The sequence below is a fragment of the Thioalkalivibrio sp. ALR17-21 genome (assembly GCF_000420185.1).
Lineage (GTDB): Bacteria > Pseudomonadota > Gammaproteobacteria > Ectothiorhodospirales > Ectothiorhodospiraceae > Thioalkalivibrio > Thioalkalivibrio halophilus.
Genome location: NZ_ATUL01000001.1, coordinates 179159 through 197357 on the forward strand (window position 1 = coordinate 179159; position 18199 = coordinate 197357).

At 68.5% G+C, this 18199-nt stretch carries 21 protein-coding genes; 5 read left to right on the top strand and 16 right to left on the bottom strand.

Annotated elements, in window-relative coordinates:
• The first annotated feature begins 97 nt into the window (after positions 1–97).
• Both G020_RS0100920 and coq7 read left to right on the top strand, forming a co-directional pair.
• A complete protein-coding gene (locus tag G020_RS0100920) occupies positions 98–1285 on the top strand; it encodes a (Fe-S)-binding protein (protein WP_081647370.1) in 1188 nt (395 codons plus the stop codon).
• A gap of 27 nt (positions 1286–1312) precedes the next feature.
• Positions 1313–1954, top strand: coding sequence for a 2-polyprenyl-3-methyl-6-methoxy-1,4-benzoquinone monooxygenase (gene coq7, locus G020_RS0100925; protein WP_019022708.1), 642 nt, complete (start codon positions 1313–1315; stop codon positions 1952–1954).
• A gap of 37 nt (positions 1955–1991) precedes the next feature.
• Here the strand turns inward: coq7 and speD are convergent, their stop codons facing one another.
• A complete protein-coding gene (gene speD, locus G020_RS0100930; RefSeq protein ID WP_018869719.1) occupies positions 1992–2801 on the bottom strand; it encodes an adenosylmethionine decarboxylase in 810 nt (269 codons plus the stop codon).
• 85 nt (positions 2802–2886) lie between these two features.
• Positions 2887–3315 carry an OsmC family protein gene (locus tag G020_RS0100935; RefSeq protein ID WP_018869718.1) on the bottom strand — a complete coding sequence of 143 codons (429 nt, stop codon included), beginning with the start codon at positions 3313–3315 and terminating at the stop codon, positions 2887–2889.
• Between the two features lie 153 nt (positions 3316–3468).
• On the opposite strand from G020_RS0100935, the gene crp reads away from it, so the two are divergent.
• The gene (gene crp / locus G020_RS0100940) at positions 3469–4083 is read left to right on the top strand and encodes a cAMP-activated global transcriptional regulator CRP (protein WP_156002632.1); all 615 of its coding nucleotides are present in this window, start codon (positions 3469–3471) and stop codon (positions 4081–4083) included.
• Positions 4084–4098: 15 nt separating this feature from the next.
• Here crp and trpC read toward each other — a convergent pair whose 3' ends face one another.
• From trpC to purE, 12 genes are all read right to left on the bottom strand, one after another.
• Positions 4099–4908 carry an indole-3-glycerol phosphate synthase TrpC gene (trpC, locus tag G020_RS0100945; RefSeq protein WP_024328287.1) on the bottom strand — a complete coding sequence of 270 codons (810 nt, stop codon included), beginning with the start codon at positions 4906–4908 and terminating at the stop codon, positions 4099–4101.
• 3 nt (positions 4909–4911) lie between these two features.
• Positions 4912–5943, bottom strand: coding sequence for an anthranilate phosphoribosyltransferase (gene trpD, locus G020_RS0100950; protein WP_024328288.1), 1032 nt, complete (start codon positions 5941–5943; stop codon positions 4912–4914).
• Between the two features lie 83 nt (positions 5944–6026).
• The gene (locus tag G020_RS0100955; RefSeq protein WP_196800291.1) at positions 6027–7307 is read right to left on the bottom strand and encodes a multidrug effflux MFS transporter; all 1281 of its coding nucleotides are present in this window, start codon (positions 7305–7307) and stop codon (positions 6027–6029) included.
• Between the two features lie 22 nt (positions 7308–7329).
• Positions 7330–7923: an aminodeoxychorismate/anthranilate synthase component II gene (locus G020_RS0100960; protein ID WP_024328290.1), complete on the bottom strand. Its 594-nt coding sequence runs from the start codon at positions 7921–7923 to the stop codon at positions 7330–7332.
• A 112-nt stretch (positions 7924–8035) separates the two neighbouring features.
• Positions 8036–9523, bottom strand: coding sequence for an anthranilate synthase component I (trpE, locus tag G020_RS0100965; protein WP_024328291.1), 1488 nt, complete (start codon positions 9521–9523; stop codon positions 8036–8038).
• A 98-nt stretch (positions 9524–9621) separates the two neighbouring features.
• Positions 9622–10305, bottom strand: coding sequence for a phosphoglycolate phosphatase (locus G020_RS0100970; RefSeq protein WP_024328292.1), 684 nt, complete (start codon positions 10303–10305; stop codon positions 9622–9624).
• A gap of 7 nt (positions 10306–10312) precedes the next feature.
• Positions 10313–11002: a ribulose-phosphate 3-epimerase gene (gene rpe, locus G020_RS0100975; protein WP_018947537.1), complete on the bottom strand. Its 690-nt coding sequence runs from the start codon at positions 11000–11002 to the stop codon at positions 10313–10315.
• Positions 11003–11156: 154 nt separating this feature from the next.
• Complete coding sequence (locus G020_RS0100980) at positions 11157–11480, bottom strand: c-type cytochrome (RefSeq protein ID WP_024328293.1); 324 nt, start codon at positions 11478–11480, stop codon at positions 11157–11159.
• A gap of 124 nt (positions 11481–11604) precedes the next feature.
• Positions 11605–12270: an energy-coupling factor ABC transporter permease gene (locus G020_RS0100985; protein WP_024328294.1), complete on the bottom strand. Its 666-nt coding sequence runs from the start codon at positions 12268–12270 to the stop codon at positions 11605–11607.
• A 3-nt stretch (positions 12271–12273) separates the two neighbouring features.
• Positions 12274–12894 carry a class I SAM-dependent methyltransferase gene (locus G020_RS0100990; protein ID WP_024328295.1) on the bottom strand — a complete coding sequence of 207 codons (621 nt, stop codon included), beginning with the start codon at positions 12892–12894 and terminating at the stop codon, positions 12274–12276.
• Positions 12891–14054, bottom strand: a complete 1164-nt coding sequence (locus G020_RS0100995) for a 5-(carboxyamino)imidazole ribonucleotide synthase (protein WP_024328296.1) — start codon at positions 14052–14054, stop codon at positions 12891–12893. The genes G020_RS0100990 and G020_RS0100995 overlap by 4 nt, the downstream gene beginning before the upstream one ends.
• 7 nt (positions 14055–14061) lie before the next feature.
• A complete protein-coding gene (gene purE / locus G020_RS0101000) occupies positions 14062–14577 on the bottom strand; it encodes a 5-(carboxyamino)imidazole ribonucleotide mutase (RefSeq protein ID WP_024328297.1) in 516 nt (171 codons plus the stop codon).
• A gap of 96 nt (positions 14578–14673) precedes the next feature.
• On the opposite strand from purE, the gene G020_RS0101005 reads away from it, so the two are divergent.
• The gene (locus tag G020_RS0101005) at positions 14674–15582 is read left to right on the top strand and encodes a phosphoribosylaminoimidazolesuccinocarboxamide synthase (RefSeq protein ID WP_024328298.1); all 909 of its coding nucleotides are present in this window, start codon (positions 14674–14676) and stop codon (positions 15580–15582) included.
• On the top strand, positions 15579–16295 hold the full coding sequence (gene bioD, locus G020_RS0101010; protein ID WP_024328299.1) for a dethiobiotin synthase: 717 nt from the start codon (positions 15579–15581) through the stop codon (positions 16293–16295). Before G020_RS0101005 ends, bioD begins: the two co-directional genes overlap by 4 nt.
• Here the strand turns inward: bioD and G020_RS0101015 are convergent.
• Together G020_RS0101015 and fba are read right to left on the bottom strand one after the other, a co-directional pair.
• Positions 16226–17014: a lipid-binding SYLF domain-containing protein gene (locus tag G020_RS0101015; RefSeq protein ID WP_024328300.1), complete on the bottom strand. Its 789-nt coding sequence runs from the start codon at positions 17012–17014 to the stop codon at positions 16226–16228. The genes bioD and G020_RS0101015 overlap by 70 nt on opposite strands.
• A 107-nt stretch (positions 17015–17121) precedes the next feature.
• The gene (fba, locus tag G020_RS0101020; protein ID WP_018947546.1) at positions 17122–18186 is read right to left on the bottom strand and encodes a class II fructose-bisphosphate aldolase; all 1065 of its coding nucleotides are present in this window, start codon (positions 18184–18186) and stop codon (positions 17122–17124) included.
• Positions 18187–18199: the final 13 nt, after the last annotated feature.

Below are 18199 nucleotides of genomic sequence, written 5' to 3' on the forward strand. Positions count from 1 at the left end.
CTCCGGGTCAGCAGACGGGCCCGGGACCCTAGCAAAGCCGCTGGGGGGCTCCGACCAACCCTCGAAGTACACGGGGCTTTCGGCGGTGGATCAGTGCGTGCACTGCGGTCTGTGCCTGCCCCACTGCCCCACCTACGGGCTGCACCGGCAGGAAGGCGACTCCCCGCGAGGTCGCCTGACCCTGATGCAGGGCCTGGCCCGCGGCGAGCTCGATCCCCAGTCCCCCCGCCTGCGCAGCCATCTGGAAGGCTGTCTCGGCTGCCGCTCCTGCGAGGCCGTGTGCCCGGCCGGAGTCCCCTTCGGTGCCCTGATGGATCGCAGCCGCGAAATCCTCCTTCAGGAATCGGACGAGCCGGAGGGCGCCCCGCTGCCCATGCCTCGCATGCTGCACGACCGCCTGCTGGGATCGCCCCGGCTGCGGCGACTCGCCGGCCTCGGGGCCCGGGCCGCCGCACGCCTGCCGCGCGCCGGGCTCCCGGGACTGGACGCCACCGTGCGCCGGGCCCTGGAACATGCGCGCCCCAGCCTCGCCCCGCCTCCCCGGCTGCGCGCCGACGGCCCGCCCGACGCGGTCGACGTGCTGCTGTTCACCGGCTGCATGGACGCCTTCTTCACCGGGCCCGACCTGGAAGCGGCCCTGACCGTCCTGCATGCGCTGGGTCTGAAGGTGGGCATCCCCTCCTCCCCGACCTGCTGCGGCGCCCTGGACCGACACGCCGGACGCCCCGCGGCGGCCACGGAACTGGAGCGGCACAATCGGGAAGCCTTCGGTGCGGCCGAGGATGGCCCGCCGGTGATCGTCCTCGACAGCGGCTGCGAGGCGACCCTGCGCGAGGCCGCCGACAGCTTCCCCGGCGCCCGCGCGACCAGCCTCACGCGTTTCGTCGCCCGACACCTGGAGGAACACGGGCCGCCCCGTGACGGCTGGCGCGAGGACCCGGTGCGCGTCGCCCTGCATCGCCCCTGCACCCAGCGGAACGTCACCCGCGAGGGCGAGATCCTGCCGACGCTGCTGCGCGGCCTGCCCGGCGTGACCCTCGCCGGGACCCCGTCCCTCCCCAACTGCTGCGGCGCCGGTGGCACCGCGATGCTCGCCTGGCCGGAGCAGGCCGATGCCCTGGGACAGCAGACCCTGCAGGCCCTGGGTACGGAGGCTCCTGACTGCATCGTCTCCGGCAACGTGGGTTGCCGGGTGCATCTGCGCGCCCTGCAGCCGCAATCGCCTGAAGACCCGCCGCTTGTCTCCCCGGCCCGTTTCCTTGCGGGGCGCCTCGCGGTAACCTGAGACAAGGCCCATACCCGAGCGCCCGCCATGCGCCGACTCTCCCCGCTGGATCATCTGATCACCCAGGCCGACGCCCTCGTCAAGGTCGTCTCCGGGCATGCCCGCTCCACCGGCCGCCCGTCGCCCGGTGGTGACGAACCCGGTCCGATGCTGGACGACCACGACCGTCAGGAAACCGGGCGGCTGATGCGGGTCAACCATGCCGGCGAGGTGGCCGCCCAGGGCCTGTATCAGGGACAGATGCTCACCGCCCGCACCCCGGCGATTCGCGCGCAGCTGGACCAGGCGGCACGCGAGGAAGGCGACCACCTGCACTGGTGCGCCCGGCGGGTCCACGAGATGGGCATGCACACCAGCCTGCTGACGCCCTTGTGGTACGTCAGCTCGCTGGGCGTGGGTGCGCTGGCCGGGCTGGCCGGGGACCGTTACAGCCTGGGCTTTGTCGACGAGACCGAGCGCCAGGTGGAGCAGCACCTGGACCGCCACCTGGACCGCCTGCCGCCGTCCGACACCGTGTCGGCGCGCATCCTCGAACAGATGAAGCAGGAAGAGGTGGAACACGGGGCAAAGGCCATGGCGATGGGGGGTCGGACCCTGCCGTGGCCGGTGCGCAGCGTGCTGATGCCGCTGACCTCGAAGATCATGACGCACACCGCCTACCGGCTCTGAGCCCGGTTTCCCCGGGCCGGGCATCCCGCGCGGCGCGTCAGCTCCCGCGGCTCATGTTCTTGCCGTAGAAGATCTCCATCATCTCGTGCTTGAGCAGCTTGGCGATGCGCTTGGCTTCCTTCGCCGAGTAGTCGTCCTTGCCCAGGCCGAACAGGTAGTTGTCGAGGTCGAAATCCTTCAGCACCATCTTGGTGTGGAACAGATACTCCTGGTACACGTTCACGTCCACCATCTGGTACTTGTCCTTGGTGTCGCGCGACAGGAAGTCCTGGATGGAGTTGATCTTGTGATCGATGAAGTGCTTCTTGCCGCGCACGTCCCGGGTAAAGCCGCGCACCCGGTAGTCCATGATCACGATGTCCGACTCGAAGCTGTGGATCAGGTAGTTCAGCGCGCGCAGCGGTGAAATGCGCCCGCAGGTGGACACGTCGATATCCGCGCGAAAGGTCGCGATCCCGCCCTCCGGATGCGCCTCCGGATAGGTGTGCACGGTGATGTGGCTCTTGTCGAGATGCCCGACCACGGTTTCCGGCAGCGGTCCCGGGCCCTCGGTGTAGCCGATCTGCTCGGTGGCCACCGGCTCCTCGGAGATCAGCATGGTCACCGACGCGCCCTGCGGGTCGTAGTCCTGGCGCGAGATGTCGAGGATGTTGGCACCGATCAGGTGCGCCACGTCCGTCAGGATCTGCGTCAGACGCTGGGCGTTGTAGGCCTCGTCGATGTAGGCGATGTACTCGTCGCGATGACGATCGCCCGACGCATAGCAGATGTCATAGATATTGAAGCTCAGGCTCTTGGTCAGGTTGTTGAAGCCGTGGAGCTTGATCTGCTTCTTGTGACGCGACATGGCGTACCCTCTTGCCCGGGCCGTAAGGAGCGGCGAATTGTAGAGACATCACGCGGCGAGTCAACGGCTTGCACCCGCCAGCGGCTCAGCGCGGAGCCGGCCCTTCCACGATCTCGAAATCATGGGTCACGCGGGCCGACGCCCCCAGCATCATCGACGCCGAACAGTATTTCTCGGCGGAGAGTTGCACCGCCCGTGCGACGTGCTTTTGCGACAGATCGTTCCCGTACACCCGGAAATGCACATGGATGTCGGTGAAGACCTTCGGCACCTCGTCGGCGCGGGTGCCGTCGATGTCCACCTGACAGTCGAGCACATCCTGCCGCGACTTCTTCAGCATCGCCACCACGTCGAAACTGGTGCAGCCGCCCAGCCCCAGCAGCAGCATCTCCATCGGACGCGCCCCCAGGTTGCGTCCGCCGGCGTCCGGCGCGCCGTCCATCACCACCGCGTGGCCGCTGTCCGTCTCGCCGACGAAAGCCACGCCGTCCAGCCATTTCACTCGTACTTGCATGTCCCGTCCTGCCCGATGTTTTTGTGAACCCGTCGAAGCAGAATCGTCACCGAACCACCCGCCGGGTGCATTACACTCTCGTGGACTACACTTTAACGTGTTCTCCCGATCGAACCGGTAATCATGAGCAAGCCTTCCCCAGCCCAAACAGCCATGCCCAACCATTCTCCGGCGATGGAACGCCTGCTGGAACACTGCCAGCGCCGCCACTATCCGCGCCGGACCACCGTAATCCAGGCGGGCACGGTACCGGACACGCTGTACTACGTACTCGGCGGCTCGGTCTCTGTCCTGGGCGAGAACAACGGCCACGAACTGGTGCTGGCCTATCTCAACCGGGGCGAATTCTTCGGCGAGCTCGGGCTGTTCGAGGATGATCCGCGCAGCGCCACGGTCGTCACCCGCGAGGACACCGACACCGCGGAGATCCCCTACACCCGCTTCCGCGAGCTGGCGATGCGCGACCCCGAGATCCTGATGCTGCTGACCCGACAGATCGCGGCCCGGCTGCGCCAGACCTCGCGCAAGGTCATGGACCTCGCCTTCGTCGATGTCACCGGCCGCATCGCGCACACCCTGCTCGACCTCGCTCAGCAGCCCGACGCGATGACCCACCCCGACGGCATGCAGCTGCGCATCACCCGCCAGGAACTGGCGCGCATCGTTGGCTGCTCGCGCGAGATGGCCGGCCGCGCGCTCAAGGAACTGGAAGAACGCGGCCTGATCAGCGCGCACGGCAAGACCATCGTGGTCTACGGCACGCGCTGATCCCGCGGCCCCGGCTCAGCCCTCGCCGCGGAACAGCCGCCCGAGGGCCGCGCCCGGATCCTCCTCGCGCATGAAGGCCTCGCCCACGAGGAACGCATTCACGCCCGCATCGCGCATCCGCTGCACGTCCTCGACGCTGTGGATACCGCTCTCGGTCACCAGCAGCACGTCCTCCGGCACCCGGTCGAGCAGCTCCAGGGTGGTCTCCAGACGCGTCTCGAAACTGCGCAGGTCGCGGTTGTTGATGCCGATCAGGTCCGCGCCCAGGCGCACCGCGCGCTCCAGCTCCTCGGCGTCGTGCACCTCCACCAGCGGATCCATGCCCAGCTCGCGGGTGAGAAAGATCAGTTCGCCCAGGTTGGTGTCATCCAGCACCGCCGCAATCAGCAGCACCGCATCGGCCCCCAGCACGCGCGCCTCGTAGACCTGGTACAGGTCGATCACGAAATCCTTGCGCAGAATCGGCAGCTCGCAGGCCACGTGCGCCGCACGCAGGTCACCGTCGCGGCCCTTGAAGAAGCTCACGTCCGTCAGCACCGACAGGCAGGTGGCCCCGTGCTCGGCATACGAGCGGGCAAAGGCATCCGGGTTGAAGTTCGGGCTGATCTGCCCCTTGCTGGGGCTGGCCTTCTTGATCTCGGCGATCACCGCGGCGCGCCCGGCGTCGATGTCCGCCTGCAGCGCGGCGCGAAAACCGCGCGGCTCCTCCGCCGACGTCAGCCAGCCACGCAGTTCGCGCAAGGGCTGCACATCGGAGCGCTCGATCAGTTCCTCACGCTTGCGTTCGAGGATCCGCTCGAGGATATCGGGGGTGTCGTCACTCATGTTTCAACTCTCCTTTTGTGCCAGCCGCGTGGAGACGGCCTGCAGCTGTTCCAGTCGTTGGCGGACGGCGCCGCTGTCGATCACCTCGGCGGCACGGCGCACGCCCGCCTCCAGGCTGGACGCGCCGCCGCCCACAAAGATCGCCGCACCGGCGTTGAGCAGGACGATGTCGCGCGCGGGGCCCGGCGTACCCGCCAGTACGTCGCGCAGCATGGCCGCCGAGGCATCCACGTCCTCCACCCGCACGGTGTCCAGGGCGGCCGTAGTCAGGCCGACATCCTCCGGCCGCAGGGTATATTCCGTAATCTCGCCGTCGCGCAGCTCCGCCACCCGAGTTGGCGCGCCAATACTGATCTCGTCCAGCCCGTCCTCGGCATTCACAACCATCACGTGTTCGGAACCCAGGCCCTTCAGGGCCTCCGCCAGCGGCCGCAGCCAGTCCGCGGAGAACACCCCCAGCACCTGGTTGGGCGCACCGGCCGGATTGGTCAGCGGCCCCAGCACGTTGAACAGCGTGCGCACGCCGAGCTCCCTGCGCGGCCCGATCGCATGGCGCATCGCCCCGTGATGGGCCGGGGCGAACAGGAAGCCGACCCCGACCTCCCGGATGCAGGTGGCCACCGCGTCGGGGCCCAGCTCCAGGTTTACGCCCAGGGTTTCCAGCACATCGGCGGAGCCCGAACGCGAGGACACCGAACGGTTGCCGTGCTTGGCCACCCGCACCCCGGCGGCCGCGGCCACCAGTGCCGAGGCGGTGGAGATGTTGAAGGTCCCGGAGGCATCGCCCCCGGTCCCGCAGGTATCCACCAGCCCCTCGCGCGGGACGTCCACCCGCGTCGCCAGTTCCCGCATCACCCCGGCGGCGGCGCGGATCTCGTCGATGGTCTCGCCCTTCATGCGCAGGGCGACCAGCAGGGCGCCGATCTGGGCATCGGTGGCCTCGCCGCCCATCACCGCGTGCATCACGGCGGTCATCTCGTCGGCGTCCAGATCCTGGCGTTCAATCAGTCGGGCAATGGCTTGTGGCAGTGTCACTCTGGTTCTCCCGGATGGCGGGCAGCGGTGGCCCGGAGTCGGTCGGGGGTCAACGGGGCATCAGTGTAGGGAAACACGCGCCGTTACGCAGGCCTGCCGCCCGCGGGGGCGCGCGGCACGTCGCGCGGACCGCCGCCCAGCCACCAGATCAGCGCCCCGACCGACCACACCACCAGGGCCCCCGCCACCAGGTGGCGCGGATCATCATCCAGATGATCGACCAGGAACAGCGTCAGCAATGCACTGATCCCCAGCTGCACGAAGGCCTGCATGGCCGAGGCCATGCCGCGTGCCCCGGGATAGCAGTCCAGCGCCAGCAGGGTCAGCGACGGCATGGCCGTGGCCAGGGCAAAACTGTACAGCGCGAACGGCCCGGTGATCGACACCACCGGTCCGTCCAGCCAGGCACCGCCCCCGATCAGCACCAGGGCCGTTCCGCTCAGGCCCAGGCCGATGCTCACGGCGGCCTGCGGCGTCAGGCGCGCGGCCGTGCGCCCGGCCACGAACGCCCCCAGCAGGAGCCCGGCCACCAGCGGCAGGAACAGCCACCAGAAATCGCGTTCGTCCCCGCCCAGATGCTCGTAGATCAGCGTGGGCGAGGCCGCGATGAAGATGAACATCGCCCCGAACATCGCCGCGTGCACCCCCACCGGCCGCAGGAATCGCGGGTTGCGCAGGGTCCGCAGATAGCCCTGCACGATCGCCGGCGGCCGGCTGCGCACCCGCCCGACCGGGGGCAGCGTCTCCGGCAGGAACGCCCGCGCCGCCAGCAACAGCACGCCGCCATACAGCGCGAGAAAGGCAAACACCGAGCGCCAGCCAAAACCGGCCTGCAGCCAGCCCCCGATGATGGGTGCGGCGGCCGGCCCGATGGAGAACACCATGGTCACCAGGGCAAAGACCCGGCGCGCATCGGTGGGGTCGAAACGGTCGCGCACCAGCGCCCGTCCGACCACCACCCCGGTGGCCGCAGCCAGGCCCTGCAGGATGCGCAGGGTCACCACCTGCCAGTACGCGGTGGCCACCACCAGCAAGGCGGAGATCAGCAGATAGGCGAACAGCGCCCACAGCACCACCGGGCGGCGCCCGAAGGCGTCCGACAGCGGACCGGTGACCAGCGTGGACAGGGCAAACGCCACCAGATAGGCGGACAGGGTAGCCTGCATGGCCGCGGAGTCCACCGCCAGGGATTCCGCCATCGCCGGAAACGACGGCAGATAGGTATCCAGCGAGAACGGCGCCAGCATCACCAGCGGCGCCACCAGCAGCGCATAGCGCAGCCGGAGTCGGCGATCACTCAATGACTGCACGACAATCGTCGCGCCTGGTTCGCACGCAAAAGCGTCTTGAGCGCGAACGCGCACATGGATCAGCGTTTCCCTGGGTTCACGCCGGCTGTGGCAGGCGGCGCAGGAAGTTGTCCAGCAGCTCGTGGCCCTGACGGGTCAGGATCGACTCCGGGTGGAACTGCACGCCTTCCACGTCCAGTTCACGGTGACGCAGTCCCATGATCTCGTCGCGCGAGCCGTCGGCGTGTTCCGTCCACGCGGTGACCTCGAGGCAGTCGGGCACCGAGCCGGCATCCACCACCAGCGAATGATAGCGGGTGGCCTCCAGCGGATTCTCCAGCCCGGTGAACACGCCCTGACCGGTATGGTGCACCGGCGAGGTCTTCCCGTGCATGATCTCGCGGGCGCGCACCACGGATCCGCCGAAGGCCTGACCGATGGCCTGGTGCCCGAGGCAGACCCCGAGGATCGGGATCTCGCCGGCGAAGCGCTCGATCACCGCCAGCGATACCCCGGCCTCGTTGGGCGTGCAGGGGCCCGGCGAGATGACGATCCCGGCGGGGTCCAGCGTGGCGATGTCCTCCGGGGTGATGCGGTCGTTGCGATGCACGGCCACCTCCGCTCCCAGCTCGCCCAGATACTGCACGAGGTTGTAGGTGAAGGAATCATAGTTGTCGAGCATCAGGATCATGTCGGGCTCCCGGATGGCCTGGACGGCGGGTTGCGGACAAGCGTAGCGCGGCGCGAGGAACGAAGCCCGGAAACCCGGGGAACAGGGGGGGCCACCCGCGCCGGCGGCGAAATCAGCGGCGGTGGCGGCGCGGTCCCAGCCCGCCCAGCGCGGTTTCCGCCGCACGCACCACGGCACGGCCCTTGTTCAGGGTTTCCTGCCACTCGTTCTCGGGCACCGAATCGTGCACCACCCCGGCCCCCGCCTGGATGTGCAGCTCGCCTTCGTGCAGCACCGCCGTGCGGATGGCGATCGCGGTGTCCATGTTGCCGGACCAGGAGAGATACCCCACCGCACCGGAGTACGGCCCGCGCTTGACCGGCTCCAGCTCGTCGATGATCTCCAGCGCGCGGATCTTGGGCGCGCCGCTGACCGTGCCGGCGGGGAAGGTCGCCCGCAGCACGTCCATCGCCGACAGCCCGGGCGCCAGCTCACCCTCCACGTTCGAGACAATGTGCATCACGTGCGAGTAGCGCTCCACCGCCATGGTCTCGGTGACCCGGACCGAGCCCACACGGCTGACCCGGCCGGCGTCGTTGCGCCCCAGGTCGATCAGCATCAGATGTTCCGCGCGCTCCTTGGGATCGGCCAGCAGTTCGGCCTCCAGCGCGCGGTCCTCGTCCGGATCGCGCCCGCGCGGCCGGGTCCCGGCGATCGGGCGCACGGTCACGCGTTCGTCCTCCAGGCGCACCAGGATCTCCGGCGACGCGCCGACCACGTGGTGATCGCCCAGGTCCAGGTAATACATGTAGGGCGACGGGTTCAGTTCGCGCAGGGCGCGGTAGAGATCCAGCGGCGGCGCGGAAAACGGCACGCTCATGCGCTGCGCCAGCACCACCTGCATCACGTCGCCGTCGAGGATGTACTGCTGCGCCTTCTCCACCGCCGCCTGGAAGCCCTCGGCCGACCAGCCGGGAACGTATTCCGGCACCGCGTGCGGATGCGGCGGATCGTCCGGCGGAACCAGCGGCTCGCCCAGACGGGTCTCGAGTTCGTCCAGGCGCTCGGACGCCACCACCTGCCCGTCCGGCCGGGACGCATCGGCGTGCACGACCAGATACGCGCGACTGGACAGGTTGTCGTAGACCACGACTTCCTCGGAGACCAGCAGCAGGATGTCCGGCAGGCCCAGTTCGTCGGGCTTGTCCGGGCCGTCCAGGCGCGGCTCGATCAGGCGGACGGTCTCGAAACCGAAGTAGCCGACCAGCCCGCCGGTGAAGCGCGGCAGGCCTGGCAAATCAACGACACGGAAACGCGCCTGATAGGCCTCGATCCAGGCCAGCGGGTCGGCCACGGTCTCGCGTTCGACCACCTCGCCGTCGGTCTCCACCGTGATCTCGTGGCCGTGCACCCGCACCAGGGTGCGGGCCGGCAGGCCCACGAACGAATAGCGCCCCCAGCGCTCGCCGCCCTGCACCGATTCGAACAGATACGAATACGGCCGGTTGGCCAGCTTGAGGAAGATCGACAGCGGGGTCTCGAGGTCGGCCAGGACCTCGCGCACCAGCGGGATGCGGTTGTGGCCTTCGCGGGCCAGCTCGTCGAACTGTTCGGGCGTCATGGCGGACATTTCCTGGCAACGGGTCGGATGAAGGACGGCGGTTCAGAGGCCGTCGCGCCATCGTCCGGTTGCGGGGAAGCAGGCGTCCATGACCGGCCTCATGCCGCCCGTGCTGGCAATCGCGCAGGGAGCTCGTCCAGACGGTCCAGCACCGCGTCCGGATTCTGGTCGCGGATGTCGTCCCCGTGATTGTAGCCGTAGGTCATGCAGACGATCTGGAAACCCGCCGCGCGCGCCGCCTTCACGTCGCTCTTCGAATCCCCGACCATCAGAGAATCCTCCGGCTTCACTCCCAGCTCGCGTGCGGCATGCCACAGGGGCTCCGGGTCCGGTTTTTTCTTCTCCAGGTCGTCACCGGCGACCACGATCTCGAAGTCGTCGAAGATGCCCTTCTCCGCCAGCAACGGGCGGGTGAAGCAGCCCGCCTTGTTGGTCACGCAGCCCAGACGGTAACCCTCGGCCTTCAACCGGTCCAGGCCCTCGCGCACGCCGGGATACAGCGGGCTGCGCCCGGCGGTGTTCTCCTGGTAGATCCGCATGAACACCGGCAGGGCCCGCTGGTACAGTTCCGGGTCGGGCTCGCCGTCGAGATCGTTGACCAGCGCACGCTGCACCAGCCGTTCGACGCCGTTGCCCACCCAGTTGCGCACCGCGGCCTCGCCGCGCTCGGGCAGGCCGAGCTCGCGCATCATCGCGTCCACGCTCCAGGCCAGATCGGGCACGCTGTCGATCAGCGTGCCGTCCAGGTCGATCAGGATCATGGCGGGGCGCTTCAGGCTCACGGGACCCTCAGGCGCCGGCCAGTTCGTCACGCATCTTCTTGAGGATGCTGTCGTAGCGGTTGGGATCAGAATCCTCGCCCGCGCCGAAGATCGCCGAGCCGGCGACGAAGGTGTCCGCGCCGGCCGCCTTCACCTCGCGGATGTTGTCGGCCTTCACGCCGCCGTCGATCTCCAGGCGGATGTCACGGCCGGAGGCGTCGATGCGCTGGCGCGCCTCGCGCAGCTTGTCCAGCGTGCCGGGGATGAACTTCTGCCCGCCGAAACCGGGGTTCACCGACATCAGCAGGATCATGTCGACCTTGTCCATCACGTAATCCAGATGCGACAGCGGGGTCGCCGGATTGAACACCAGCCCGGCCTTGCAGCCCTCGCTCTTGATCAGCTGCAGGGTGCGGTCGATGTGGTCGGAGGCCTCCGGATGGAAGGTGATGTAGCTGGCACCGGCCTGGGCGAAATCCGGGATGATGCGATCCACCGGCTTGACCATCAGGTGCACGTCGATCGGCGCCTGGATGCCGTGCTTGCGCAGGGCTTCGCAGACCAGCGGGCCGATGGTCAGGTTGGGGACATAATGGTTGTCCATCACGTCGAAGTGGACGATGTCGGCGCCCGAGTTGAGGACGTTCTCGACTTCCTCGCCCAGCCGGGCGAAATCGGCGGACAGGATGGACGGAGCAATCAGGTCGGGTTGTGCCATGCGGTGCCTCGTGAAAGTTGCATCGGGAAGGAAACCGGACACGGGCCGGTTCTTCTGAACCGCAAAACTTTACCCGAAGGCGCGGCCCCGGGCAAAAAAACCGGGACCGCGCCGCGGGGCCGGCGGGAACCGCCCCGGGAAGGTAACGCGTGCCTTACTCGGCGAACTCGGTGTCGATAAAGGCCGCCACGTTGGCGATGTCCTCGTCGCTCAGCGACTGCGCGTGGGGGCGCATCAGTGCGGTATTGTCTCCCACTTGTTCGCCGGCGCGGTAGCGTTCGAGCTTGTCCGTCACGTAGGCGGCGTCCTGGCCCTTCAGGGCCGGGAAGATCGCCTGACCACGTCCGTCGGCCTGGTGGCAGCTGGCACACACGGCCTGGTACATGGACTGCCCGGCCTTGATGTCGGCCGCCTGCGCCGGGAGGGTAAAGGCGAGGGCCAGACCGGCCCCGGTCATCAGCGCGAATACATTCTTCATTGTTGTTGTCTCCTGCTGGATCCTTCGGGTTTTGTGCACAGGGTCTCAGCCGCTGCGTGGAAGGAACATTAGCAGGCACTTCCTGAACGGTTCATTAAACAAATGCTGATTTGATCGGGGCAGGTCAGCGTCCGTGGAGATAGCGCTCGTCCGACCAGGTGGCCAGCCAGCCCGGGCGCAGGACCACCAGGGCCGTGACCACGATGCCATTGACCACCGACTCGGGCAGGATCAGCAGGGGGAGATAGCGCACGTAGTCGCGATAGACCTCGTGCCAGGCCAGTTCGGTGAACAGGCCGTACACTGCCGCGGTACCCAGCACCGCGACCACCGCCGACAGCGCCCCTCCGAGGAAGGCCACCCCGTAGAGATAGATGAACATGTGCGGCGGCAGGCGGGTTTCGGTCAGGCGCAGCAGCCCCCAGGTCACCGCCACCGGCAGAATGCCGGCCAGCAGCACGGTCAGGGGCACGGTCGACATCGGCAGCACGCCGAACAGTCCGAGCACGCCCACCACCAGAAACGCCAGCAGGATCGCCAGCTGCCAGCCGAACACCAGGGTCACCGCGGTCATGCCCATCAGGTGGAGGGCCAGACCGTCCACGGTCTGCGCGCGCAGGGTCCAGATCACCAGCAGCGCGATGAATGCGCCGACGAACAGCTGCGCACGTCCGGGAAAGAAAAAGGCCTCCCAGGGCATGCGACGCAGCATCAAGACCAGCCCCGCCCCGGTCAGGAGGGCCACCAGCACCTGGAGCGCGACGGGCAGATCGGCCGCACCCTCGGCCACGGGTCAGTCCTCCTCGCGGCGCGCCAGGGCGACGGTGTAGTCGCGCCCCTGCTTGAGCTTGTCGTAGTTGCCGAACACCTCGCGAAACCCCTTTTCGATGAAGCGTCGCAGCCCGGTAATGGTCACGACATACAACCGCCCTCCGGGGTTCATCTGCTCGTGCGCATCCAGCAGCCAGGTATAGAGCAGCTCGCGCCCGACCTTGGCCGGGAGATTGGAGGCGACGACATCGAAGCGACGGTCGCGGATATGCGAGAAGCCGTTGCTCAGCAGGCATTCGACGTTGGCCAGCCCGTTACGCTCGGCATTCGCGCGGGCGTATTCCACCGCCATGAAGTTGGTGTCCACCAGGGTGCAGGCCCCGGGCGCGGCCTTGTGCGCCATCACCAGGCCGATCGGGCCGTAGCCGCAGCCGAGATCGAGGCAGCGATCACCGGATCCGATCTCGGCGTGCCGCAGCAACAGCCGGGTCCCGTCGTCGATCCGCCGCGGCGAGAACAGGCCCCAGGTGGTCCGCAGGCGGAGCGGCACGCCTTCCAGGGTCTCCTCGATCTCGAGGTCCTGTTTCAGTTCGGCCTGACGCGCGCGCCGCGCGGCGGCATCGGGAAAATGGTTCCGGCTCATTGCGATGGTTCTCCGGCGAGGCCCCGCCACAGGGATTCGGCGACGTCGGCCACTGCGTCGGCGTCGTCCTCGTCCGGCAGGCCGACCACGTTTACATGCCCCATCTTGCGCCCCGGACGGGCCTCGGCCTTGCCGTACAGATGCAGCCGGGCCCGCGGCTCGCCGAGCACGCCGGTCCAGTCCGGCGCGGTGGCCGCCGGCCACAGGTCGCCCAGCAGGTTGACCATGGCCACCGGGGCCGTCGCCCGGGCCGGAGCCAGCGCCAGGCCACAGACCGCGCGCAGCTGCTGTTCGAACTGTGACACGCTGCAGGCATCCAGGGTGTAATGGCCGGAATTGTGGGGCCGCGGGGCGATCTCGTTGACCAGCAGCTCGCCGCCGGCGGTCACGAAGAACTCCACCGCCAGCACCCCGCAATAATCCAGATGCGACGCCACGCGTCGCGCCAGGTCTTCCGCCTGCTTCGCCAGATCGGCAGGCAGCCGTGCGGGGACGCGGGTCAGATGCAGGATGCCGTGGCGATGATGGTTCTCGGCCACCGGGAACACCTCGCTGCGCCCGTCCGGCGCGCGCGCCACGATCACCGAAACCTCGCGCGCCAGATCCACCTGTTCCTCCAGCACGCAGTCCACCCCGCCCAGCCCGGCATGGGCCGCGGCCAGCGCATCCGCGCGGTCGAGGCGGACCTGCCCCTTGCCGTCGTAGCCCAGACGGGTGGTCTTGAGCACCGCGGGAAAGCGCGGCGCCGCATTATCGGCGATCGCCACCTGCGGATCCGCGCCGGCAGACACCGGCTGCCATGGCGCAACCGCGATGCCCGCCTCGCCCAGAAAGCGCTTCTCCTCCAGGCGATCCTGGGCAATCGTCAGCGCCCGCACCCCCGGCCGCAGGCAGCCACGCGCCGCGACCCGTTCCAGCGATTCGGCGGGAATGTTCTCGAACTCGGCGGTGACCACCGCGCAGGCATCGGCCAGCTGATCCAGCGCTGCGTGATCGTCGAATGCGGCGACGCGGTGCCAATCCGCGACCGCTCCGGCCGGGCTGCGCGGGTCCGGATCCATCACCATCACGGCATAGCCCGAACGGCGCGCGGCCAGCACGAAATAGCGGCCCAGTTGGCCGCCGCCCAGCAGACCGAGGGTGGCGGGCGGAGCAATCATGACCGGTTCACGCCGGGTCCGGCGGCAGGGTCTGGCCGAGGACGGCGTCGCGCTGTTCGGCGCGGAAGGCATCCAGCCGGGCCGCGAGATCAGAGTCGCCGGTGGCCAGCATCGCGGCCGCGAACAGCGCGGCATTGGCGGCCCCCGATTCGCCGATGGCGAAGGTGGCCACCGGGATCCCGCGCGGCATCTGCACGATGGACAGCAGCGAGTCCTCGCCCTGCAGGTGACGCGAGGCCACGGGCACGCCGAGCACCGGCACCGGCGTCTTCGCGGCCAGCATGCCCGGCAGATGCGCGGCGCCGCCGGCCCCGGCGATGATCGCGGACAGACCCCGCTCACGCGCCTGTTCGGCGTACTCGAACAGCAGGTCCGGCGTGCGATGCGCGGACACCACGCGGGTCTCGTGGGGGATCTCCAGGCGCGCCAGCAGTTCGGCCGCGCGCTCCATGGTGCCCCAGTCCGAGGTGCTCCCCATGACCACGCCCACGCGCGGCGGTGTTGCGGTGTCGGTGATATTCATCCGCGCAACCATAGCGGGAGCGCCGTGCGGCGACAAGCCGGCCGGCGGTCTTCGACGGCACGTTCCCTGTATCGGCACAGCCGCTACAATACGCGGATGAACGATACCCTGCTCGAAAGTGACATCCCCGACCTGGACTGCGTCCACCGCGGCAAAGTGCGCGACCTGTACCGGGTGGACGACGACCACTGGCTGATGGTGACCACCGACCGGCTGTCGGCATTCGACGTGATCCTGCCTACCCCGGTGCCGGACAAGGGACGGGTGCTGACCGCGATCACCGTGTACTGGATGCAGCGCATCGAACGCGAGCTGGGCATCCCCAATCAGCTGACCGATATACCGCTGGCCGAGGTAGTGCCGGACCCCGCGGTGCGCGCGCCGCTCGAGGGGCGCAGCCTGGTGGTCCGGCGACTGGAGGCGCTGCCGGTGGAAGCGGTGGTACGCGGCTACCTGATTGGCTCCGGCTGGAAGGACTATCAGACGACGGGTGCGGTCTGCGGTCTCCCGCTGCCACCGGGGCTGGAACTGGCCGCGGCACTGCCGGAGCCATTGTTCACGCCCAGCACCAAGGCGGCGGTCGGGGATCATGACGAGAACGTCGACTTCGACCATGTCGCCGCTGCCATTGGCGAGGAGCGCGCGCGCGAGGTGCGTGACGCCAGCATCGCGATCTACAACCTGGCGCGCGAGCACGCCGCCGCGCGCGGAATCATCATCGCCGACACCAAATTCGAATTCGGGCTCGACCGCGAAGGCCGCCTGCATCTGATCGACGAGGTCCTGACACCCGACTCCTCGCGCTTCTGGCCGGCGGACGAATATACGCCGGGCCGCAGCCCCGCGTCGTTCGACAAGCAGTACGTGCGCGACTATCTCGAAACGCTGGACTGGGACAAGACGGCCCCGGGGCCGGCGCTGCCCGCGGAGATCGCCGAGCAGACGGCGGCGCGCTATCGCGAGGCGCTGGAACGCCTGACCGGGTCGCCGCTCGACCGGCCATGAATCCCGCGGGCCTGTTCGTCAGCGCCACCGACACCGGCGTGGGCAAGACCTTCGTTGGCTGCGCGCTGCTGCGGGCCTGGTGCGCGGCGGGGCTGAGGCCCGTCCCGTGCAAGCCGGCGGAATCCGGCTGCGAGACAGGGCCGGACGGCCTGTATCCCGCTGATGGCGTGGCCCTCACTGCAGCCGCGGGGCTGCCCCCGGCGGCAGTGGCACGGGTGACCCCCTGGCGATTCCCCGATGCCCTCGCCCCGGACCAGGCGGCGCGCAACACCGGCCACCCGCTGTACCTCGCGGACCTGGTCGACGCCTGCGAGGCACAACGAAAAGGAGCGCAAGGGCCGCTGCTGGTGGAAGGCGCCGGCGGCTTCTATTCGCCGCTGGCCGAGGACGCGCTGAACGCCGACCTGGCCGCGGCGCTCGGCCTGCCCGTACTGCTGGTGGCGGAAGATCGCCTGGGGACGCTGAACACCTGCCTGCTGACACTGGAGGCCCTGGAGCGGCGCGGGCTCGCACTGGCGGGGATCGTGCTCAACCGGCGCCAGCCCGACACCGATCCACGACTGGACAACGCATCCGCCCTGCAACGGCGCACGCACGCGCCGGTGATCGAACTGGCCGAGGGGATTACCTCGGACCGGGCCGGTCAGAGGGTCTCCACCTCCATCGCATCGGGCATGATCCCGCCTTCGGCCGGATCGGCCTCCGGCCGCTGATCCTCACCGCCCCGCGCCGGGGCCTCGTCGGCTTCGTCGCGGCGGAACTCGAGCAGGGCATCCCGCAAGGCCTGGGTGCCGGGGTGATCCACGCGACGGCTCTCGAGGATGTGCACCGGACGCAGATCCTCGCGGTAGTAGGCCTCGTTGAAGTCTTCGCGGACGGTCAGGCGCGAGCCTTCGAAACTCATGCCCAGATACGCCCCGCGCGCCCGCGCGTAAGAAATGAAATCCGCATTGACGGAAGCGCTGCGCCCGGCGCCCACCGGGCCCGCGGCGACTTCGGCATCACCTCCCAGGCGCATGGACGAGGCGAACAGCGAATCGCGGGCATCGGGCCGCCGTGCGACCATCACCACCTCGGCGGCGTCCCCGCCGAGCTGTACGCCGAAGCTGACGGATCCCAGGGAATAGAAACCCACTGGACTGTAGTCGCCCTCGTCTTCGTCCCAGGCCAGGGCCACGCCCAGCCCGCCGGATCCGCCAATGAAGAACCCCCCACGGATCACGCGCGGGAAGATCACCACCGCATGCGCTTCCCGCAGGTCGGCACGCAGCGCGGGGTAGTCGGGGTGCCCGGCCATGCGGGTGAGGGTGTCCTTGGCGCGGTCGACAATGTCCTGCGGATCGACGTCGCGCGCGAACGGATTGGCGCTGGCCGGCGGCGCCAGGGAAAGGATCAGGGCAAGGGCGAGGAGCAGGACTGCGAAATGACGCATCGGGACCTCCGGGGAGGGGCCGTTGTTCGGAACAGGGTGGCAATGATCGCACAAAAAAAAGGGGGCCGAAGCCCCCTTTTTCGTGCATCCGTGCGCGGATCGCGAGATCAGTTGATCTTCGGATCCAGATCGCCGTTGTTGTAGCGGGCGACCATGTCGTCCAGCGACATCGGCTTGATCTTGGACGCCATCCCGGCGCAACCGAAGGCTTCGAAGCGCTGCTTGCAGACGTCCTTCATGCCGGCGGTCGAGGCCTTCAGGAACTTGCGCGGGTCGAATTCCTTCGGGTTCTCGGCCAGGAACTTGCGCACCGCGCCGGTGGAGGCCATGCGCAGGTCGGTGTCGATGTTGACCTTGCGCACGCCGTGCTTGATGCCTTCCTGGATCTCCTTGACCGGGACACCATAGGTCTCGCCCATGTCACCGCCGTACTGGTTGATGATCTTCAGCCATTCCTCGGGTACCGAGGAGGAGCCGTGCATCACCAGGTGGGTGTCCGGGATCCGGGCGTGGATCTCCTTGACGCGCTCGATCGCCAGGATGTCACCGGTCGGCGGACGGGTGAACTTGTAGGCACCGTGCGAGGTGCCAATGGCGATGGCCAGGGCGTCGCACTTGGTCTTCTTGACGAAGTCCGCGGCCTCGTCCGGGTCGGTCAGCAGCTGGTCGTGGGACAGCGTGCCTTCGGCGCCGGAACCGTCTTCCTCCCCGGCCTGGCCGGTTTCCAGGGAGCCCAGGCAGCCCAGCTCGCCTTCCACGGACACACCGCCGGAATGGGCCATCTCGGCGACCTTGGCGGTCACGTCGACGTTGTAGTCGTAGGTCGACGGGGTCTTCATGTCGGGCATCAGGGAGCCGTCCATCATCACCGAGGTGAAGCCCGACTGGATGGAACGCAGGCACACCGCCGGCTCGGAGCCGTGGTCCTGGTGCAGCGCGATCGGGATGTCCGGATACTGCTCGGCGGCCGCTTCGATCATGCGGCGCAGGAAGGGCTCCCCGGCGTACTTCCGCGCACCGGCGGACGCCTGAATGATCACGGGGGAGTCCACTTCCTTCGCGGCCTCCATGATCGAATGGATCTGTTCCATGTTGTTGGCGTTGTAGGCCGGCATGCCGTAGCCATGCTCGGCGGCATGGTCCAGCAGCTGGCGAAGCGAGATCAGTGCCATGGTTCCTCCTTAC

What these genes read in the sequence shown, in the direction of transcription:
- G020_RS0100995 (WP_024328296.1), bottom strand. Translation starts at nt 14,054, where the DNA reads ATGATTGCTCCGCCCGCCACCCTCGGTCTGCTGGGCGGCGGCCAACTG.
- trpC (WP_024328287.1), bottom strand. Translation starts at nt 4,908, where the DNA reads ATGAGTGACGACACCCCCGATATCCTCGAGCGGATCCTCGAACGCAAG.
- G020_RS0101015 (WP_024328300.1), bottom strand. Translation starts at nt 17,014, where the DNA reads ATGCGTCATTTCGCAGTCCTGCTCCTCGCCCTTGCCCTGATCCTTTCC.
- G020_RS0100960 (WP_024328290.1), bottom strand. Translation starts at nt 7,923, where the DNA reads ATGATCCTGATGCTCGACAACTATGATTCCTTCACCTACAACCTCGTG.
- rpe (WP_018947537.1), bottom strand. Translation starts at nt 11,002, where the DNA reads ATGGCACAACCCGACCTGATTGCTCCGTCCATCCTGTCCGCCGATTTC.
- fba (WP_018947546.1), bottom strand. Translation starts at nt 18,186, where the DNA reads ATGGCACTGATCTCGCTTCGCCAGCTGCTGGACCATGCCGCCGAGCAT.
- G020_RS0100935 (WP_018869718.1), bottom strand. Translation starts at nt 3,315, where the DNA reads ATGCAAGTACGAGTGAAATGGCTGGACGGCGTGGCTTTCGTCGGCGAG.
- trpE (WP_024328291.1), bottom strand. Translation starts at nt 9,523, where the DNA reads ATGACGCCCGAACAGTTCGACGAGCTGGCCCGCGAAGGCCACAACCGC.
- G020_RS0101005 (WP_024328298.1), top strand. Translation starts at nt 14,674, where the DNA reads ATGAACGATACCCTGCTCGAAAGTGACATCCCCGACCTGGACTGCGTC.
- speD (WP_018869719.1), bottom strand. Translation starts at nt 2,801, where the DNA reads ATGTCGCGTCACAAGAAGCAGATCAAGCTCCACGGCTTCAACAACCTG.
- crp (WP_156002632.1), top strand. Translation starts at nt 3,469, where the DNA reads ATGCCCAACCATTCTCCGGCGATGGAACGCCTGCTGGAACACTGCCAG.
- purE (WP_024328297.1), bottom strand. Translation starts at nt 14,577, where the DNA reads ATGAATATCACCGACACCGCAACACCGCCGCGCGTGGGCGTGGTCATG.
- G020_RS0100980 (WP_024328293.1), bottom strand. Translation starts at nt 11,480, where the DNA reads ATGAAGAATGTATTCGCGCTGATGACCGGGGCCGGTCTGGCCCTCGCC.
- G020_RS0100990 (WP_024328295.1), bottom strand. Translation starts at nt 12,894, where the DNA reads ATGAGCCGGAACCATTTTCCCGATGCCGCCGCGCGGCGCGCGCGTCAG.
- bioD (WP_024328299.1), top strand. Translation starts at nt 15,579, where the DNA reads ATGAATCCCGCGGGCCTGTTCGTCAGCGCCACCGACACCGGCGTGGGC.
- coq7 (WP_019022708.1), top strand. Translation starts at nt 1,313, where the DNA reads ATGCGCCGACTCTCCCCGCTGGATCATCTGATCACCCAGGCCGACGCC.